This window comes from Actinoplanes sp. NPDC049598 (assembly GCF_040675435.1).
Taxonomy (GTDB): Bacteria; Actinomycetota; Actinomycetes; order Mycobacteriales; family Micromonosporaceae; genus Actinoplanes.
Map to the genome: position 1 here is coordinate 25,454 of NZ_JBFAOX010000035.1, position 17,816 is coordinate 43,269.

A 17,816-nucleotide genomic window follows, 5' to 3' on the forward strand; every position below is an offset into this window, starting at 1 on the left:
TCAGTGGAAACCGTGTCGTTACAACACAGTCAAGCCGAGCGCGGCGGGGCGCGCCCGGAGTGGGAGGCGGCCCTGAACCGCCTCGGCCACCCGGACGCCGAACCGGCTCGCGCCGCCTCAAGAAATCGGGGTCAGCAGCCGAGCCGCTGGGTGGACAAAGCGATGTTGTCCATCCAGAGGTCGAACTCACCCGGCACGGTACCGCTCTGGTAGAGCTGCCAGCCGATCTTGACGGTGTCCACGGCCGGGAGGATGAACGGTACGTCGTTGCCGCCGTGCTCGGTGGTGGAGGCGGTCAGTTCCGGGCGCGCCCGGCCGTCGATCCACACGGCGACGCGGTTGTCCGCCGGGTCCAACACCCATTCGAAGCACTGCCAGGTGTCCTCGACGACCGGCGCCGATTCCCGCCAGTTCGTCCAGTCGCCGGTCGGACCGCCGTCGGCGCCCACGCCCCAGAAGACACCGGGGACGGTAGGCGCGTACTGGCCGCCGATCGGCCTGACGATCTCCGTGCTGCCCGTGCCGGTCGCCTCGACGAGCGTGAAGTGGGCCCAGTCCGGGGCGGTCGGGAAAGCGTCGACGCGCAGCCGCATCCGCCCGTAGAAGCGGTTGCCCGGCGCGGCGAAGTCGTCGACGCGCAGGAACGCGCGTCCGTTGTCGACGGTGTGCAGGTGCAGCACCTGATTGTGCCGGCCGGCCCGCTCGACGGTCAGTGTGCCGTTGCGTGTGTCGACACCCCAGTCCAGCGTGCTCGCACCGCCGGGCGGCAGCCGTTCGAAGTCCTCGCAGAACAGCAGCCCGGGTGTGCAGCCGCCGCGGTGGACGGGGCCGGCTGCGTCGGCGGGAACGCTGCCCGCCACCGCGCCGAGGATCAGGGCGGTGGCGGCAGCGGCGATGATCTTGTGCATCGTTCTCCTTCATCTCGAAATTTGGGAGCGCTCCCAGCGCCATGGTTCAGCGCGTACAGGCCGGGGCGAGGCTGCCGGGTGGCGCGGTGGTTGCCACGAGCATGCCGAAGGTCGTCGATGCCCCCGGGGCCAACGTGCCGTTGTAGGGGGCGTTGCTGATCGCGACGCCGTCACCGCCGTCCGCCGCCACCGCGTTCCATAGCGACACGATCCGCTCGTCGCCGGGCCACTGCCACGAGACGTGCCACGTGCCGAGCGTCTCGGCGCCGGTGTTGCGTACGGTCACCCGCGCCACGAAGCCGCCACCCCACGCGCTGTCAACCGCGACCGTGGCGGCGCAGACCTGCGCCGGCAAGGTCCGCCCGGACCCGGTCCAGTACGGATCGCGCTGGCCGCCGGCGCTGAACCGATACCAGTACGCGGTGTCGGGCGTCAGGCCGTCGATCGTCACCTTCCCGCTGCGCTCCGGCCCGGACACCGCCTCGGCCACCGGGTTCGACCATTGCCGGGCGTCCTCGGAGCTGGCGAAGAGCGTCACGGTGACCGGCGGGTCGTAGCCGCAGGGCGGCCCCTGGAAGATCGAGTAGCTGATCGTCAGGCTCGCGGTGGTCGCCCCCGCCACTCCGCCGGTGAGCGGTATCACCGGTGGGCACGTCACCGTCGGCCCGGGCGTGGCCGCGAGCGGCGCGCCACCCGTTGTCGGTGAGCCGGCAGCCGAGGCACCGGCCGCCCCGGCGATCACGATCGTCAGGGCGAGGGCCGCCCCGCCGATCATGGCGTTCAATCTGTACCGCATCCTTGCCTCCCGTGTCCGATCACTGGCACCCAGTTATATCGAAGGACAACGATAAAAAGAATGCCGTCCCAGTTGAGTGGCCACGCTGAGGGCTGACGCTGACCACGCCACGGCGAGCCGGCTCCGGTCAGCGGGGGTCCCACCCCACGACCGAGGCGCTCGTCACGGCGTGATCCCTGGCCTGGCTGCGCCGGTCGTCGACCTTTTGCACGGTCAGCCCGCGGGCTGACCGGTCACCTGTCGCCTCGCCGCTCGGTGAGCAACAGCACCGTAGCCGCGCCGAGGCTGGTGGTGATTGCTGCGCCCATCACCACGGCGGGTGAGCCCCACGCGCCCACGAGTGGCGCCACGAGGGCGCCGGCGCCGAACGTCACCGCGCCCAGCGCCGCGGCGGCTGTCCCGGCCGCCGGTCCCTGCCTCGACATGGCGAGCGCCTGCGCGTTCGGCATGATCAGCCCGACGGCGAACAAGGCCGGCCACAGGGCGGCAACCACGCCGGCCAGCAGGGCTGCGCCGGCCGCCGTGCCGACGGCCGCGGCTGCGACAAGGATGGGCGCGGGTGGGAACCGGCGGAGAAGCCACACATTGACCTGGGCCGCCAGCACGAGCACGATCGCCCCGGCGCCGAAGAGCAGTCCCGACTGCCGCTCGCTGAGCGACCAGGTGCGCTGGAACAGGAATGGCGCCCCGGATACGTACGCGAACATGGCCGCCGCCGCCAAGCCGGCCACCGCGGCGTGGCGCCGGAACCGCGGATCGCCGAGAACGCCTCGGAAGGTGGCCGGGCCGGTGGCCCGGCGACGGGAGGCGGGCAGCGTCTCGGGCAGTGCCCACGCCGCCACGCCGAGGATGACCGCGCCCGCCACGGCGAGCAACAGGAAGACGCCACGCCAGGAGGTCCAGGCGACCACCAGCCCGCCGAGGGCCGGCGCCATCACGGGCGCGACGCCCAGCACGAGCGCGAGCCGCGACATGACGGTCGCGGCCGGACCCCCGGTGAAGACATCGCTCACGACGGCCAGAGCGACGACCGCGGCCGCCGCCGACCCGCCGCCCTGGATGACCCGCAGCACGTCGAGGACGACCACATCGGGCGCCACGGCACACAGCACCGAGGCCAGCACGTAGACGGAGAGCCCGCTCAGGAGCACTCGGCGGCGTCCTACGCGGTCGGACAGCGGCCCCAACAGCAGCTGCCCGACCGTCAGACCCGCGAGCATGCCGGTGAACGTGAGCTGGACCGCCGAGGCGCCCACGTGCAGATCACCGGCCAAGGACGGCAGAGCCGGCAGGTAGAGATCAGTGGTGAGGGGGCCGATGGCGACGACCAGACACAACACAGCGGTCAGGCGCGCTCGCCGTACGGAGGCCTGGGAAACGTCGGAAACAGAAGTCATGAGATCTCCTGGCCGGAGCAGGCCGAGGGCCCGGGGGTCCAGCCCCGGTCCCCCGGCTGTACTCAGCGCCGGTTCAAGGCCTCGGCGAGGTGCTCGGCCACCGACTCGGGTGCGGTCATCGCCGCAATCTCCTGCTGGACGCGGCCGGCCGCGGCGGCGTACGCCGGGTCGGTCACCACCTTGCGCACGGCTTCCCGCAGCGCGGCCGGCTCGACCGGGCCGGGAGCGAGCCCGATGCCGCAGCCTGCCTGGTCGACCGCGGCCGCCTGGACGGGCTGGTCGGCGCCCTGGGGCCACACCACCAGCGGCACGCCGGCGGCCAGGCTGCCCAGCGTGGTGCCCGCACCGCCGTGGATCAGCGCCGCCGTCGCCCCCGGCAGCAACTTGGCCAGCGGCTGGAAGGGCAGGACGACAGCGTGCTCGGACTTGTGCGGGACGTTGCTCGCGTCGGTGCCGGGCAGCGTGGTCGCCAGGAACTCGACGTCAAGCGCGTCCGGGCCGGCGGTGAGGTCGTCGAGCAGCTTGCCCACCACGTCCGGGGCCGCGAAGTGCGATCCGAGCGTGACCAGCACGCGCGGGCGGCCGGGAACGGCTGCGGGCACGGGTTCGGCCGAGTTGTCGCCGGCCGGGCCCCGGTGCGGCTCGGGGCGCAGCGTCCACCGTTCGGCCTCGGTCGGCGTACGGGAGGCGCCGAGCTGGTCGGGGCAGGTCTCGAGCAGCCAGCGGCCGGCCGGCAGCTGGGCCGGGGCGGTCAGCCCGTGGGCCTCGAACCACGGCGCGGCGTTGCCGGCGATGGCGCCCAGGAACTCAGGCGGAACACCCGGACCGGTGGAGACGGTGGCCAGCGGGACGTCCAGACCGGCCGCCACGAACACACCGACCAGGTCGAACATCTCGTTGACGACCAGGTCGGGCTGCCACGCCCGGGCCAGCCCGAGAGCGGCGTCACCGCCGAGGTCGAGGCGGGTGCCGGCGAAGAACTCGGCCACGGCGGCGGGCGAGGTGCCCGCGCCGGCGTCGGTGCCGGTCCGGCGGGCCGACTCGGCGAACAGTTCCTCGGCTGACGCGCCGGCCCGCAGGTGTTCGAAGCTCTCGGCCGCGATGTCGGCGGCGAGCGCGGACCCGGTGAGCACGGCGACCTGGTCACCGCGGCGGGCGAAGGCGCGCGCGAGCGGGAGGAGCGGATAGAAGTGCCCCTGCGACGGGACATTTGAAAAGAGAACCTTCATGGTCACCAGCGTATGCTTCCGTTCATCAGAATACCCTTCTTGTGATTGACTGAACAAGGGTTGAAAATCGGTGTCGTTCCGCCGTCGGTGAGGGGCGGTAGCATCGCAGCGGATAAGGAGCCAGATGACGGCACAGCGAGGTACGCGGCGCGCTCAGGCGGCGGCCGAGACGCGCGAAATCATCCTGGCCGCCGCTGGGAAATGCTTCACCGCCAAGGGTTACGCGGGCACGACCATCAACGACATCGCGGCGGCGTCCGGCGTCGCGGTGGCCACCGTCTACACCAGCGTCGGCGGCAAGCCGGTGCTGCTCGAGCAGCTGGTCCGCGCGGGCATGGAGGACGCTGAGATCGCCGTGACGCTAAAGCGCGTCGACCGCGCGACGAGAGGCGAGGAGGTCGTGCGGGCCGTCGCGGCCGGCACCGGCGCCACCTATCTGCGCCATGAGAACGTCATCACGCTGCTGCTCGACACCGCGTCGCACGAGCCGGTCGCGCAGCGGCTCCTGGCCGAGTCCGTACGCGCCTACCGGTCCGCCCTCGTGCACGCGGCCCAACGGCTGGCGCAGCTGGACGCGCTCGCCCCGGGCGTCGACGAAAAACGTGCCGTCGACGTGCTCTGGTACTTCTTCGGCATCCACGCCCACACCCGCCTTCTGCGCGACGCGGCGTGGAGCTGGGACGAGGCCGAGGCCTGGCTCTACGCCACCGCATCCCGCGCGCTGCTGCGAGCCACCTGATCGGGGACGGCCACAAGACCGCTGAACCAGTGGGGCGGCGGCCTCCTCGATTTCGCCACGAGGACCGGCCGCGCCGGAATCCTCACCTATGGTCCCAGCGCTTCTCCGGCGCGCGTCAGTCCGTGGCGGCCGGGCCGATTCTCCGGTCGTTCCACTCGGCCACCTCATTGCCGTCCGGGCCCAGCCGGCCGGGAGCGACACACGTCCAGCGCGAGACGAGACGCGCGCCGCGATTGGTCTTGGCCGGCAGCGAACCCGTGCCGAAGATCACGCGGCCGATCCCGTTCCGGGCGGCATAGTCGATGGGCTCGTAATAGGCGACGTTGAAGTACTCGTACGCGCCGACCAGCTCGGCATAGTCCAGCCCGACCATACGCACCAGCAAAGCCCCGCCCCAGGCGTAAGCGACGCACAGGCCGAGAAGCTTGCCCTCCCGCCTACAGGTGAAAACGACAGCGGTGTCCCCGAACGCTCCGGCATGGCGCCGGAGGGATCGCACACCACGCTCGCCGGTCCAGTCATGGCCGTATCTGCGCATGGTCTGAGCAATCAGCGGACCGCCCTCATCGCACGCCTGCGCGAGCGCTTCGACCGCGAACTCCAGGCCGGCCCTGCGGGCCTGTCTCATCTCACGGCGGACCTCCTGGGCTCGTTTGCGCGGCAGCGTCGAAACGTAATCGTCGACGGTCCGGCCGGAGATCTCGAGCTCGGCGATGTGGCAACTGAGCATCGGTGACGAGACGAGTCCGCGGGAGTGCAACATACGCGCCTGGGACTCACCGAGATGCCAGGCGAAAGCCCCCGCTGAGCCCTTTTCGTTCACCCATCGGACTGCGGCATCGAAGGCGGCGGCGAGCACTCGGTCCTCTTGCTGGTCCGGCATCCCGTGCGTGAGCAGGATGTCGTTGGTGTACCCGTTCCTCGCGCCGAGATAGCCGTCGATCCCGTTCCAGTCGCCACGCATCCCCGAGAAGACCTCGGAGGGCTGGTAAAGGTCGTTGTCCTCGCTCTCGTTCCGGGAAACCGGGAACGCGGCGAGGAGATCGCCGTTCACATCCAGCACGCAGCAGTGTGCCGACCGGACACCCTGCTGACCGGCGATGAAGGCGAGCCATTCCACACTGAGGTAGAAGTTTCCGGCCTCATGCGCCAATTTGTTCCACTTCATGGCCAGGTCGTGAGTGAGCTGCTCCAGGACGATCGCGCGACAGTCGTTCGCCGACGTGGATTCCATCTGCCCTCTCCTCAGCTCGTCTGACGGACTGCGCGCCCCAGAATGTCGACACCCTCGGATATGAGGTCCGCGGTGCACGTCAGCGGTGGCATTATCTTGACGACCTGGTTTCGGGGACCGACCGTCTCCACGATCAGCCCGAGCTCGAAGGCACGACGCCGTACCTGATCCGCACGTGCGGGATCGGGGAACTCGATCCCCCAGGCCAGCCCACGACCGCGACATGTGGCACCGGCGGCCGACGGCTCCCCGCAGAGCGCATCGAGAGCCGATTCGATCTGCTCGCCGAGGGCAAGGGTCTGTTTCTCTGTCTGCCCGTCGGCCCAATACGCTTTCAGCGCGGCCGTCGCGGTGACGAACGCCGGGTTGTTACCGCGGAACGTGCCGTTGTGCTCACCCGGCTTCCAGACATCCAGCTCCGGCTTGAAGAGCGTGAGCGACATGGGCAGGCCGTAGCCGGAGATCGATTTCGACAGCGTGACGATGTCCGGCGTGATGCCGGCCTCCTCGAACGAGAAGAACGGTCCGGTACGGCCGCAGCCCATCTGGATGTCGTCGACGATAAGCAGCATGTCGTGCCGCCCGCACATGTCGGCCAGGGCTCGGAGCCACTCCGAGCTGGCGACGTTGATACCGCCCTCACCCTGCACGGTCTCGACGATGACCGCCGCCGGATGGCCGAACGCGGTACTTGAGTCCGTCAGCAGCCGCTCGACGTGCGAGAAATCCGGGACCGCCCCCTCCTGAACGGGGTCGAACGGCACCGAGGTGCTGTTCAGCAATGGGACGCCGGCGCCGGCGCGGTGGTACGCGCTTCCGGTCACCGCCAGCGAGCCCAGCGACATCCCGTGGAAGGCGTGATCGAAGTACACCACGCCCTCCCGGCCTTTGACCTTCCGGGCCAGCTTCAGTGCCGCCTCCACGGCGTTGGTGCCAGTCGGCCCCGGGAACATCACCTTGTACCGCAGGCCGCGCGGGCGCAGCACCAGATCGTGGAACGTCTGCAGGAACGTACGTTTGGCCGTGGTTGCCATGTCCAGCCCGTGGGTGATGCCGTCCCGCTCCAGATAGGCGATCAGGTCGCGCTTCAGAAGCGGATTGTTGTGCCCATAGTTGAGTGCTCCGGCGCCGGCGAAGAAGTCGAGATACGTGCGACCGTCCTCGTCGTACAGATGGCTGCCCTGGGCTCGGTCGAACACGGCCGGCCAGCCCCGGCAGTAACTGCGCACCTCCGACTCCAGAGTCGCGAATACGTTCAGAGCAGGTGGAATTTGCGGCATCACGCCTGAGCCTCCGGCTCGACCTCGAATACGAATTCGCGCGTCAGCTCTCGCACTGTCTCGCCGACCGTCTCCTCATCCGCGGTGACGAAGAACGCGATCCCGGCGGCAGCCGAGGAGTCGAAGTACGGGCTCTTGATGACGTCTCCGACCTTGTAGTTCACCTTGGCCTCGACCACGCCGCTGACGCGCAGCACGTCGTTGACATCGGAGATTTCGGTGACCAGGCCGGGCCGCAGCGGGAGATCGCAGTTGGACACGATTCCGTCAATCTCTTGGACATCGAGCACGGCCCGTCGCCCCATGGAGATGTCGAAGTACGCCTGCCAGATGTCGATCCCGTACTGAAGCTCGACCGCGCGGGCGATTCCTCCTCCGCCGGGGCGACAGGCGACTTCCCCGACCACCCACGTGTCACCTTGCTTGTAGACCTCTAGGTGGGTCACCCCGGACTCGAGGTTCATCGCTTTCAAGACGTCGGCGTTGATGGCTTCGAGAGCGATCCGATCGCGGTCCCGGTGGGGAAGGAAATAGGATCCGGTGAATTCCTCCAGCGAGTCCAGCAGCGGCGTGAAGTACCTGGACGCGGCGGCGAACTGCACTTCGCCGTCCTGTACGACCGCGTCGACGTGGTACTCCGCCTCCATGTCGATGAACTTCTCCACCAGCAGCGGCAGTTCGAGGCGAGTCAAGGTGGCCCCGGCAGCGCCGTCACGGAATGCAGGGAACGAGCGGGGCGAGTCGACCTTGAAGGCGTGATATGCGCCCGTCCCGAGCACCGGCTTCACGACAACCGGCCACCCGAGCGCATCGCCGACGGAGGGCACTTCGGCAATGCTGTACACGACCCGGTGCGGCGCGACGTCGATGCCGTGATCACCGAGTGCCTTCTTCATCACGGCCTTGTTCGTGAACCTGTTCGCCGTTTCATAGTCGATTCCCGGTAAGCCGAAGAACGACCGCAGATATCCGCCGACCTGAATCGCCCGTTCGGCCGGCGTGATTACGGCGTCAAGGGTGCCGTTGCGCTGAGCCTGCATGACAATTCCCCGTATGGCCCGGAAATCCGTCAGATCCTCGATCGTGTAGACCTCGACGCCGTCCGGATACAGGAAGGTGTTGCGAGGCTCCGTTACCGCGACCAGCTCCACATCCGGCAATGCCATGAGCCGCCGGACCGTCTCGGCTTTTCTTGTGTTGATGAGCAGAACTCGCTGCATTCTTTCCTCCTTTCGACCAGCAACCGGGTGATGCCGGCCTCGTCCCGGCCATGCCTCAGTAATCCCGGCCCGGGCAATTGCATCGTCGTCCCTCGATGGCGCCCAGGGCCGCACCAACCGATCCACTCAGTAGGTCCGCGCCATCGAGCACCAGCCACGACGAGTCCCGGCTCATCTCCAGAAAGGCGTTCCGCGCGGCCGATTGATAGGCCAGAAAACGCTCCTGCGGAGTATCGCCGGCGCTCAACCAGGTCTCCCCGCCGGCCTCGGCGTACGAAAGGTCAGGACGGCGCGCCAGGGCCAGCTCGGCCGAGACATCGACCAGGAGGGTGACACAGGCCCGGGGCAACAGACCTGTGGTGCCCAGACAATGCCGAGGATCGAGTCCTGCGGCAATCGCATCGGTGATCGGAGAGGCGACGTAGCGATCCAGAATCAGAAAGTTCGGCTGGTCCCGGGACAGGGCCGCCGTGCGGATGTCGTAGGCGCTCGCGAGCCCCCAGAACAGACTGAGCGTCGAGTCGGGGAATTCATCAGTGGTACGTAGGCGCCGCCCGTACTCCCGGCGCAGAGGACGCTCCCGGCTACCGACGCCGACCGAATAGCCTTTACCGGTCAGCGTCGAGCGCAGCTCCGCCACGAGACTCGATTTGCCGGCCCCGTCGATTCCTTCGACGGCAACTACACACGTCATTTCGGCTCCCGTTCGTACACGACACGGACGCCGGTGGCGTCACCCCCGTGCCACATCCACTTCCCCGATCGCCGATACCAGGAGACATCGAGTTCGCTTCGGTTGTACGAACCGCCGCGGACCACGCGCATCTCCGTCTCGGGAAGGCTCTCATCCAGCGATCCCGCGTACGGATGATCGGGATGGAATATGTCGGAGCACCATTGTCGCAAATCTTGCCAATCCACGAGACGGCGCTGACCGTCCGCCACGTTGTCAGCAGCCGCGATGTCCTGGCTGATCCGAATCGACACTTCCCACTCGGCTTCGGTCGGCAGACGGCCGCCGACCATTTCGCAGTACAGCATCGCCCCGGCGAAGGTGAGTCCGGCGGCCGGGGTCGATGAAGAAAACCCTTTTCTCAGAGTCACCGTTCCGTCAGGCTTCCGGAAGAACGGAAGGTGCTCGTTCACGAAGTTGACGAACGAATAGGAATCAGGGCTCGGTTCGCCGCCGCGCGCATTGATGCACTCGATGACTTCGGCCACGGTGGCGGCCGCGGCCGAAACGTAGAAGCGGCCGAGGCGGATCTCGGTTTCCTCGGGTCCCACGGAGTATGTGCCGGCCGGCACCGCAAACGTCAGCCGGTCCTTCATGAGATCGGGTACCCGAGGCGCTGCATCAACGGCCCGCAGAGCTGTTCGATGAACGACACCTGGCGGCGGTCGAAAGCCTTCTTCCAACCATTGACCACCTCGCCCTGACTGCGGGCGTAGGAGAAGGCGTCGTCGCGCCGCTGCTCGAGTCCGGACGACCAGGTCGATCTGACCCACTTCGCTTGACGTGGCGTCCAGACGCGACCCAGGTGCGTCATGATGCGCTCTCCCTCCCGATCGGGACTCGACATGATGTCTTCCAGTCGCACGATGATCCACCGTCCTTCCGTGGCCGCATCGGCGAGCCATTGCGCTCGGACGTTCCACACCAGGGCGGTCTTCTCGAGCAGGCTGCCGGTGTATCCGCTGGGCAAAGGAGCCAGTTCGGCTTCGATGAACCTGTCCGCGAATGCCGCGTAGGACCACCAGGCGTTGACATCACCGAGCTTCAACAGCGATGCGATCGTGGCTCGTGGGTCCCGCACCAGGTACACGTATGCGCGAGGCCGGACCACGGCGTCGAGCCAGTCCAACTTCCGGAAAAGAAGGGTCTCCTTGAATCCGTGTGTCTCATGACCGGCTTGGACCCAGCGGGCAAGCGACGCCAGCCGTTCATGAACGATGGAACCCGGCTGGATGGTCGGGTGATACCGGCCGTCGGACACCTGACCGGCCGTCCAACGATCGATCTCGTTCCTCCGGAAGCTCAGAATGTGCTGGGAGAACGGCTCGTTGATCGAGTGGACCTCGTCGTGCACTTTCACGAGGTTGTGCAGGAAAGAGCTTCCGGACCGGTGTTGCGCCATGATCACGAACCCGTTGCGCTTCCCTGGCGCACTGCTATCCATCGGCCCGGGTCCTCAACGCAACACCTTCTCCAGCGCGGCCGCAGCAGCCGCGCAGGAGTGGTCGATGTCCTGCACATCGTGAGCAAGGGACAAGAACGAGTTGTGTCCGTCCATGAACAGCGCGCCCTGCTTCTCGCACTCGCCTATGAAGGCCGTGCGAAGGCTTTGAGCTCCGGGATCATCGGTTGCCGCGTGCACATGCGGCATGCTGGGCCATCGGTACGGCACCGCGCTCAGCTGCGAAGCGACATCGTGCTCGGCGAACAGCTTGTTCAGCCCGTCGATCAATGCTGTTCCGGTGGCCGTCAGCCGCTGCGCTCCGTCCTCCTCCTCGAGGACCGCCAGCGTCTCCGACGCGGCCGCGAGGGCGGCCAGCTCGGCGTTGAACGTCCCCTTGATGCGGGCCTTCCGCGTGTTCAGCAATGACGGATCAGCAATGACCGAGGACAGGGGAAGACCGTTCGCCAGGCCCTTCCCGGCCACAATGAAGTCGGATCTCAGCGAGTACATCCGGTCGATGCCGGCGGGGTGGGTCCGAAAGGCCGTCTTCGTCTCGTCCAGGATGAACAGGGCGCCGCTCCGCCGTGCCAGCTCACGGATGGCGGGCAGTTCCACCTCGGGGTCGAGCAGCTGGATCGGATCGATGACCACCGCGGCCAGTTCGTGGCCATGGTCGCTGAAGATCCGCTGAAACTCTCCGAGGGTCGACTCCGCGGCGAGCTCGACGCCGTCCGCGCTGAAGGCTCCTAGAGTGCCGGGGACCTTCGCGGCCTCCTGGCGTACGTTGTCCCAGTTGTGCCAGCCGATCTTCCCGTCGATGAGACCGTCGTGCCAGCCGTGGAAACCGCAGCGAGCGACCTTCCACCGGCCCGTCGCAAGTCGTGCGAGCCGGATCGAAGCGGCGACCGCGTCACTTCCGGTCTTGAGGAAGTGCACGTCGCGGTGGTCGCCGAACAGGGACTGGAGGCGCTCGCGCACCTGGTTCTCGAGCCGGGCGCTCCCGGGGAGCAGGACACCCGTCGCCAGGGTGTTCTCGATCGCCTTGTTCACCCGCTCATGGCCGTGCCCAAGGATGACGGGCCCGTAGCCGCAGACGAAATCGACGACGGCATCGCCGTCCGACGTGAAGATGTGGGCACCGGACCCTCGCACGTACTCACGCATTCTCAGCGCACCTCGTCTCGGATGTCATCCATGGCCTCGTACACGGCGAGCTCGTCCGCGAAGGTCGGGCAAGCCTCGGCACGGCCCCGGCAGGCCTGGGCGAACTGGGTCAGCTCCCGTGCGTAACCCGCGCCGTAGTAGCCGTTGCCCAGGGTCCGCGTGTGCCACGTCTCTCTCCGGCCGCCACCCCAGTCCCCCGGCTTCTTGCTGCGCTGCACCTCGACCTCAGTCGGCGACTCGACATGAATCAAGGTGCCCGAGTGAGTGAGCAGTTCGACGCTCCACTCGAATCGGGGGGCGGCGGTGGAGATCACCGCGGAGCCCACGGCGCCGCCCCGTCCCGACCAGGAGGACTGCAGCAGAAGGCGCTCGCGGCCCGGGCCCACCTCGGAGAGCGAATTTCGGACGGTCGCGCCGGGCCCGAGCAGGGACGACAGCAGATCGAACACGTGCACGACGTGGGTCAGCTTGAAGGCCTGCACCGGCGGGTAGCCCCACCTCGGCCCCTTGGGCCCGGAAGCGTGGTAATTGACGTGCACGCTGGCCAGTTCATCGCCCTCCAGGAGACCGACGACCTGGCGCCACGCGTCGGTGTACCGCAGATTGTGCCCGACCATCGTCACCGACTCGGCATCGACGCTCATCTTGGCCAGCTCGGCCATCTTGTCCGTCGACGGGGCGGGCGGCTTCTCGACGAAGACCGGGATACGGCGATTCATGGCCAGGGTCGCCGCCTCGACGTGCATCTGCGGAGGTCCGGCCAACATCAAGGCTTCGGCATGCGTGGACTCCAGCGCCTCTTCGACACCGGCCAGGTAAGCGGGAACCCCGAACTGCTGTGCCGCCTTACGGGCGCGATCCAGTTCGCTGTCCACCACGGCGACGACCTCCAGCTCCCCGATGGAGGAGGCCGCGGGAAGTAGCGTTTCGAATGCGTGCTCACCGCACCCGACAAATATGACAGACACCGGGCTCGACACCGTGTCATCCGTCATGACATGACCCTCCATTCGGCCGTTTCATCCGTTTGAAAGTCCGATCGACTCGGATCCGTCGCTTCGCGGCGGGGACCTTTGGCCGACTCAAGATTGTGCGCGCGGACAGCATCAGCGATTCCGATGAAAACCCAGCCGGCTCGGGCCGGGTGGCAGAGTCGGCCGACTGTGAATATCGGCGCGCAAGGACAGTCGCCAACCGGCTGCTGCGCCGATGTCATGCACGGATTCGACACGATAATGCGGCCGCACAGAGCCGGCAAGCTCGGAATATATTGACGCCGCAGGCCAGTCGCGATCATCTCGGCAACTGGATTCTGGCCCCTAGATGCTGAAACCCTTTAGCGAAGTCACTAAACCCCCGTAGGCTAGCAACTAATGACCCATACGTTCTCGCCCCGCCTTGTACGTCAGTGAGTTGATCTCAGGGATCGTGGCACGAAGATTCGGTACATGTCAATGAGTGCGGGGGCACGGACTCACAGCGGCCTCGTCGACGCGAACACGCAGCTCAAGGCCCCCGAGAAGCACCTCTGACATCGACGTGAGCAAGTGCGCTCGCGGACAAGAATCCCGCCCGCCACCTGGTCTAACGACCTGATTTCGCCGCCCGGCCGGAGCTCCGGCGAACTAACCGGATTTCGCCGCCGACACCGCTACGAGCATCGATCCTCACGAGCTCGGGACGGCCGGACATCCCCACGCCGGCAGATCGGCACAATGCCGCGCGGCCGGCCAATATCCTACCATCCAGGTTCGTTTTCGGCCGGAGCGCCCGAACGCTGACGCCCTACCTGGGTACGACCGCCGAGTACCTTGGGCGACCCTTATCGGAGGCGCCCACCCCTTGCAACAAACATTGAGGTGCGTGTTTACTGGGCCGCGCGGTCAGCACCGGTCGACTACATTGACTGAGCACCGCGTGATGTCGTGCAAGGGGAACGATGCTAAAGAAATCCAGGGATTCACGGCGCCCATGGCGTGATCGCATGGGCTTGCCGAACATAGGCCGGAACTATGGATTCGCCGCAGCTATGCTGGTCGATGCTGTCGGTGCCGGCATCTTCATTCCCTTCTCTCTCGTGTTCTTCACGAAAGAAGCCGGAATCCCTCTCGCGACCGTCGGTGCGGTTCTGACTCTGAGCCGCCTGGCTGGCATCCTCTTCTCGATGCTGGGCGGCTGGCTGGCCGACCGTGTCGACCTGAAGAGCCTCGCTGTCGTGTGCATGGTGGCGCGGGCAGCCGGGTATGGCGGCTACCTGCTGGTCGACGATCTGTTCCAGTTCGTCTTTGTCGCCGTTTTCGCCGTCGCCGGAGACCGGATCTACTGGTCAGCCCATCCCCTGATCATCAGAAGAATCGCGAGCGACCGCGATCGCGAAAGATGGTTCGGCCTGGTCGGAAGCACCCGGAATCTCGGCATTGCGGTGGGCGCGATGGTGGCCGGACTTCTGGTGTCGGCCTCTGAGGACGCCGGGCTGAGGACAGTTGTCGCGGTTCAGGCTCTCAGCTTCGTGATGGCGGCACTTTTTCTGATGCTCCAGCCGATCGCGGCGGCCGGAGCGGCCCGCGTCAGGGGAAAGAAGCGCGCGACCTGGCGAGTGCTGATGGAGGGCCCGGAGTTCCTGGCCTTGACTCTGGCCAAGACACAGCTGTGTTTCTGCCTTCTCGCGGTTCCGGCGATCGTGCCCCTGTACGTGCTGGAGACATTGCACGCACCCGCGTGGGCGGGATCGGGACTCTGGATCCTGAACTGTCTCATGGTGGTGTTCCTGCAAGGTCCGGTCGTCGCTGTGGGAGAAACCCGGGCCCGGACCAAGATGCTTCTTCTCTCGGCGTTCTGCGGGATCACGTCCTCCGCCATCTTCTTCCTCGCCGGCTCCTTCTCCGGCACCACGGTGATTCTCATTGCCACGGTCGTGGCGATGGTGGTCTTCACCGTGGGTGAGCTCACCGCCGGCCCCCCGTCGGACGCACTCGCGCTCCGGCTCTCGCCTGAGGAGCACCAAGGGAGGTTCATGGCCACATACGGCCTGTCGTGGTCGATCGCCTCCGTCCTGGTCCCGATCCTGACGACCTCCCTGCTGGCGATGGGACCTCTGTGGTTGTGGTCGGGAATCGCCCTCAACTGCGCCGTCGCCCTGAGCATCCTTGGATGGCTCCACCGGCGCCCTGAGATCGACCAACTGAACCGTGAGCTCGTTCTTCTGGCGCGGGCCGGACGATGAGTCGGGACCGCGCACGCCATGAACTTCGTCAAGGCTAAGGGTTTGCCATGAACAGGTACACGTATTCGATGGGGCCCGCTTCGGTTCGCGTGGAGTCGGCGGAGGAGCTTCCCCACTGGCATCAATGGGCCGAGACGTTCAGCGGCTTCGAGGAAGCCCTCGGGCCGGAGCCGGCACCAAGCCTCACCGCGTCGATTCACTTCGCCGACGAGCTGTCGCCGCTCGGCGCAGACGCCGACTCCTTGACCCTGCACGCCGAGCGAGCCGGCCGTGGTCTCCGTCGATCTGACGGCGCCCTCGAGGTGGAGAATCTCGACAAGCCGGCCCATTACACGGTGACGGCGACATCGGTGGGCCAGATCCACCTGGACATGGTCTACCCATACGGGCAGACCTACTGGGAGCTTGACGCCTTCCAGCTGGTGCGAGGTTGGATTCAGGCTGTAGCCGAGAGCAGCGGACGGAAGAAGTTCCACGGATCGGCCCTGGCGAAGGGCGACTTCGGCATCGTCTTCGTCGGCGACAGCGGGGCCGGGAAGACATCGTTCATGTTGTCGGCCCTTCGCAGCGGCAAGTACGCCTTCATCTCGAACGACAAGCTCCATATCGACGAGTCGGGGACCATCTACGGCCTCCCCATGTCGGCCGCGATCTCCACCGACTCGCTCGGCGACATCCCGGAACTCCGCGTGACTCGATCCAGTCGCGTCATGAAGTCAAAGCTCTATCTTTGGCCCGATCAGCTGGCACATGCGCTGGCCACCTCGTGCCAGGCCGATGCACCCCTCCGGCTCGTGATTCAGGCCGACATCGATCTGTCCGCCTCGGGCGTATCGATCGCGCCTCTGGACGGGCCGTCGATCAGCCGGTTGGCGAACGGCCCGATTCGCCATTTCACCGATCGGGTGCAGCCGCATTGGATCATCGACGAACTGGGACTCCGCGCGTCTCCCGGTTTGACCGAGGCCGCATTCCGGGTGCCATGGCTGAGAGCGACTGGCAATCCTTGGTCGGACGCCTGGTGGGGCGCGCTCGACGAAGTCGTTTCCCGCCTCAGTGCGACCGCGCGGCATTCTTAGCAGGACAATCTACGGGGAGTGGAAACTGTGACCATTCAGGAAGTCGATGTCATCGGGATCGGGTACGGCCCGAGCAACATAGCTCTGTCCATAGCACTTGCCGAACGATATCCGGTACTTCGCGCGGTCTACCTGGAGAGCCAGAGCGGCCCGTTCTGGCAACCAGGCATGCTGCTCGACGGGTCCGACATCCAGAACAATCCCCTTCGGGACCTCATCACCCCGGTGAACCCGCGCAGCCGCTATTCATTCGTGAATTACCTCCATGAGACGGGACGCTTCTTCCAATACCTGAACCTCGGCCTCCACTATCCATTCCGCAAGGAGTACGCCTCCTATGTGCAATGGGCCGCAAGCAACCTCAAAGCCGACGTTCTGTACAATACCCGCGCGTCGCGGGTCGGCCGTGACCGAGACAGGCCGGGCATGGCGAACGTGGTGACCGGCGACGGCGAGGTCTTCCGGGCCAAGGCCGTTGTCGTGGCTTCCGGAAGGACGCCGAACATACCGGCTCCCTTCCCGGCCGACGGCGATGCCAGGGTGCGGCATTTCACGAAGTACCTCGATTGCGTACGGCAGCTGGAGGGCATCGAACGGCCGCGAGTGGCCGTCGTCGGTGGTAGTCAGAGCGCTGTCGAGCTGATGCTCGATCTGAGGAACCGCTACCCGTCCGCCCAGATCCACGGCGTACTTCGTACGTTCGGCTACAGGCAGAAGGACACCAGCCCGTTCATGGACGAGGTGTACTTCCCGGAGTTCATCGACTACTACTACTCCGCCAGTGACGACTCGAAGCGGGAACTCAGCGCCGATCTTCGGTACACGAACTACTCGGCGGCTGACCGCGATGTGATCGAACGCCTCTACCTCAGCTTGCACGAGGACCGCATCAACGGGACACGGCGTACGCAGGTCCTCCGCTCCACGGACGTGATCCGCTGTCACTCCGGCGACGACAGCGTGACGCTCGACCTGCGCGAGCGACACAGCGGGGCCGAACGTTCCCTGGACGTCGACCTGGTCGTCCTGGCTACCGGTTTCAAGGACCTGGGCGCCGATGACGAGGGCCGCTTCGAGTTTCTGCCCAAGGTCCTGGAGGGCTTCCGCGATGACGTGTCCCGAGGGAGCGAGGGGCAGGCTCGCGTCGCACGCGACTATCGCCTTGAGATGCAGGACGGCAACGCTCCGTCGATCTACCTGAACGGGCTTTGCGAGACAAGCCACGGCATGGGCGACGCCGGATCCTTCAGTCTCCTCGCCCTTCGGGCCGAGGAGATCGCGAGGTCCTTGGTGGACCGGGCCGCGAAGCCGGCGATCTAGGCGGCCATCGGGCCCGGAACACCGCAGACGCCGGGACGAGAGATCAGGTC

The 17,816-nt window shown here is 66.7% G+C and carries 16 protein-coding genes; 4 read left to right on the plus strand and 12 right to left on the minus strand.

What is annotated here, in order from left to right; genetic code table 11:
* Window positions 1-131: 131 nt before the first annotated feature.
* From AB0J66_RS44385 to AB0J66_RS44400, 4 genes are all read right to left on the minus strand, one after another.
* Window positions 132-908 (minus strand): hypothetical protein, encoded by a 777-nt coding sequence (locus AB0J66_RS44385; protein ID WP_364673942.1) that lies wholly within the window; start codon window positions 906-908, stop codon window positions 132-134.
* 46 nt (window positions 909-954) lie between these two features.
* Window positions 955-1,704 carry a cellulose binding domain-containing protein gene (locus tag AB0J66_RS44390; RefSeq protein WP_364673945.1) on the minus strand — a complete coding sequence of 250 codons (750 nt, stop codon included), beginning with the start codon at window positions 1,702-1,704 and terminating at the stop codon, window positions 955-957.
* Between the two features lie 233 nt (window positions 1,705-1,937).
* Window positions 1,938-3,101, minus strand: a complete 1,164-nt coding sequence (locus AB0J66_RS44395; protein WP_364673946.1) for a Bcr/CflA family efflux MFS transporter — start codon at window positions 3,099-3,101, stop codon at window positions 1,938-1,940.
* A gap of 62 nt (window positions 3,102-3,163) precedes the next feature.
* Complete coding sequence (locus tag AB0J66_RS44400) at window positions 3,164-4,330, minus strand: glycosyltransferase (protein WP_364673949.1); 1,167 nt, start codon at window positions 4,328-4,330, stop codon at window positions 3,164-3,166.
* A 124-nt stretch (window positions 4,331-4,454) separates the two neighbouring features.
* On the opposite strand from AB0J66_RS44400, the gene AB0J66_RS44405 reads away from it, so the two are divergent.
* On the plus strand, window positions 4,455-5,069 hold the full coding sequence (locus AB0J66_RS44405; protein ID WP_364673951.1) for a TetR family transcriptional regulator: 615 nt from the start codon (window positions 4,455-4,457) through the stop codon (window positions 5,067-5,069).
* A gap of 115 nt (window positions 5,070-5,184) precedes the next feature.
* Here AB0J66_RS44405 and AB0J66_RS44410 read toward each other — a convergent pair whose 3' ends face one another.
* Genes AB0J66_RS44410 through AB0J66_RS44445 form a run of 8 tightly spaced genes read right to left on the minus strand, consistent with a single transcriptional unit; the run spans window position 5,185 to window position 13,139 of the window.
* Window positions 5,185-6,303, minus strand: a complete 1,119-nt coding sequence (locus AB0J66_RS44410; RefSeq protein WP_364673954.1) for a GNAT family N-acetyltransferase — start codon at window positions 6,301-6,303, stop codon at window positions 5,185-5,187.
* Between the two features lie 11 nt (window positions 6,304-6,314).
* Window positions 6,315-7,583 (minus strand): diaminobutyrate--2-oxoglutarate transaminase, encoded by a 1,269-nt coding sequence (gene ectB / locus AB0J66_RS44415; RefSeq protein ID WP_364673957.1) that lies wholly within the window; start codon window positions 7,581-7,583, stop codon window positions 6,315-6,317.
* Window positions 7,583-8,803, minus strand: coding sequence for a hypothetical protein (locus AB0J66_RS44420; RefSeq protein ID WP_364673959.1), 1,221 nt, complete (start codon window positions 8,801-8,803; stop codon window positions 7,583-7,585). The genes ectB and AB0J66_RS44420 overlap by 1 nt, the downstream gene beginning before the upstream one ends.
* Window positions 8,804-8,858: 55 nt before the next feature.
* Window positions 8,859-9,497 (minus strand): hypothetical protein, encoded by a 639-nt coding sequence (locus AB0J66_RS44425; RefSeq protein ID WP_364673961.1) that lies wholly within the window; start codon window positions 9,495-9,497, stop codon window positions 8,859-8,861.
* Window positions 9,494-10,132, minus strand: a complete 639-nt coding sequence (locus AB0J66_RS44430; RefSeq protein WP_364673964.1) for an SUMF1/EgtB/PvdO family nonheme iron enzyme — start codon at window positions 10,130-10,132, stop codon at window positions 9,494-9,496. Before AB0J66_RS44430 ends, AB0J66_RS44425 begins: the two co-directional genes overlap by 4 nt.
* Window positions 10,129-10,980 carry a sulfotransferase gene (locus AB0J66_RS44435; RefSeq protein WP_364673967.1) on the minus strand — a complete coding sequence of 284 codons (852 nt, stop codon included), beginning with the start codon at window positions 10,978-10,980 and terminating at the stop codon, window positions 10,129-10,131. The genes AB0J66_RS44430 and AB0J66_RS44435 overlap by 4 nt, the downstream gene beginning before the upstream one ends.
* A 12-nt stretch (window positions 10,981-10,992) precedes the next feature.
* Entirely contained in the window at window positions 10,993-12,144 is a 1,152-nt protein-coding gene (locus tag AB0J66_RS44440; protein ID WP_364673969.1) for an aminotransferase class III-fold pyridoxal phosphate-dependent enzyme, read from the minus strand.
* A gap of 2 nt (window positions 12,145-12,146) precedes the next feature.
* The gene (locus tag AB0J66_RS44445; protein ID WP_364673972.1) at window positions 12,147-13,139 is read right to left on the minus strand and encodes a Gfo/Idh/MocA family oxidoreductase; all 993 of its coding nucleotides are present in this window, start codon (window positions 13,137-13,139) and stop codon (window positions 12,147-12,149) included.
* A 1,034-nt stretch (window positions 13,140-14,173) separates the two neighbouring features.
* Here AB0J66_RS44445 and AB0J66_RS44450 point away from each other — a divergent pair.
* The 3 genes from AB0J66_RS44450 to AB0J66_RS44460 are packed head-to-tail and all read left to right on the plus strand — an operon-like array spanning window position 14,174 to window position 17,766.
* Window positions 14,174-15,367 carry an MFS transporter gene (locus AB0J66_RS44450; RefSeq protein WP_364673974.1) on the plus strand — a complete coding sequence of 398 codons (1,194 nt, stop codon included), beginning with the start codon at window positions 14,174-14,176 and terminating at the stop codon, window positions 15,365-15,367.
* 47 nt (window positions 15,368-15,414) lie between these two features.
* The gene (locus AB0J66_RS44455) at window positions 15,415-16,446 is read left to right on the plus strand and encodes a hypothetical protein (protein WP_364673977.1); all 1,032 of its coding nucleotides are present in this window, start codon (window positions 15,415-15,417) and stop codon (window positions 16,444-16,446) included.
* A gap of 27 nt (window positions 16,447-16,473) precedes the next feature.
* Window positions 16,474-17,766, plus strand: a complete 1,293-nt coding sequence (locus tag AB0J66_RS44460; RefSeq protein ID WP_364673980.1) for a SidA/IucD/PvdA family monooxygenase — start codon at window positions 16,474-16,476, stop codon at window positions 17,764-17,766.
* Window positions 17,767-17,816 lie beyond the last annotated feature (50 nt).

Bases quoted from the DNA above. Each gene is read 5' to 3' on its own strand.
- AB0J66_RS44385 (WP_364673942.1), bottom strand. From the start codon at position 908: ATGCACAAGATCATCGCCGCTGCCGCCACCGCCCTGATCCTCGGCGCG.
- AB0J66_RS44390 (WP_364673945.1), bottom strand. From the start codon at position 1,704: ATGCGGTACAGATTGAACGCCATGATCGGCGGGGCGGCCCTCGCCCTG.
- AB0J66_RS44395 (WP_364673946.1), bottom strand. From the start codon at position 3,101: ATGACTTCTGTTTCCGACGTTTCCCAGGCCTCCGTACGGCGAGCGCGC.
- AB0J66_RS44400 (WP_364673949.1), bottom strand. From the start codon at position 4,330: ATGAAGGTTCTCTTTTCAAATGTCCCGTCGCAGGGGCACTTCTATCCG.
- AB0J66_RS44405 (WP_364673951.1), top strand. From the start codon at position 4,455: ATGACGGCACAGCGAGGTACGCGGCGCGCTCAGGCGGCGGCCGAGACG.
- AB0J66_RS44410 (WP_364673954.1), bottom strand. From the start codon at position 6,303: ATGGAATCCACGTCGGCGAACGACTGTCGCGCGATCGTCCTGGAGCAG.
- ectB (WP_364673957.1), bottom strand. From the start codon at position 7,583: ATGCCGCAAATTCCACCTGCTCTGAACGTATTCGCGACTCTGGAGTCG.
- AB0J66_RS44420 (WP_364673959.1), bottom strand. From the start codon at position 8,803: ATGCAGCGAGTTCTGCTCATCAACACAAGAAAAGCCGAGACGGTCCGG.
- AB0J66_RS44425 (WP_364673961.1), bottom strand. From the start codon at position 9,497: ATGACGTGTGTAGTTGCCGTCGAAGGAATCGACGGGGCCGGCAAATCG.
- AB0J66_RS44430 (WP_364673964.1), bottom strand. From the start codon at position 10,132: ATGAAGGACCGGCTGACGTTTGCGGTGCCGGCCGGCACATACTCCGTG.
- AB0J66_RS44435 (WP_364673967.1), bottom strand. From the start codon at position 10,980: ATGGATAGCAGTGCGCCAGGGAAGCGCAACGGGTTCGTGATCATGGCG.
- AB0J66_RS44440 (WP_364673969.1), bottom strand. From the start codon at position 12,144: ATGCGTGAGTACGTGCGAGGGTCCGGTGCCCACATCTTCACGTCGGAC.
- AB0J66_RS44445 (WP_364673972.1), bottom strand. From the start codon at position 13,139: ATGACGGATGACACGGTGTCGAGCCCGGTGTCTGTCATATTTGTCGGG.
- AB0J66_RS44450 (WP_364673974.1), top strand. From the start codon at position 14,174: ATGCTGGTCGATGCTGTCGGTGCCGGCATCTTCATTCCCTTCTCTCTC.
- AB0J66_RS44455 (WP_364673977.1), top strand. From the start codon at position 15,415: ATGAACAGGTACACGTATTCGATGGGGCCCGCTTCGGTTCGCGTGGAG.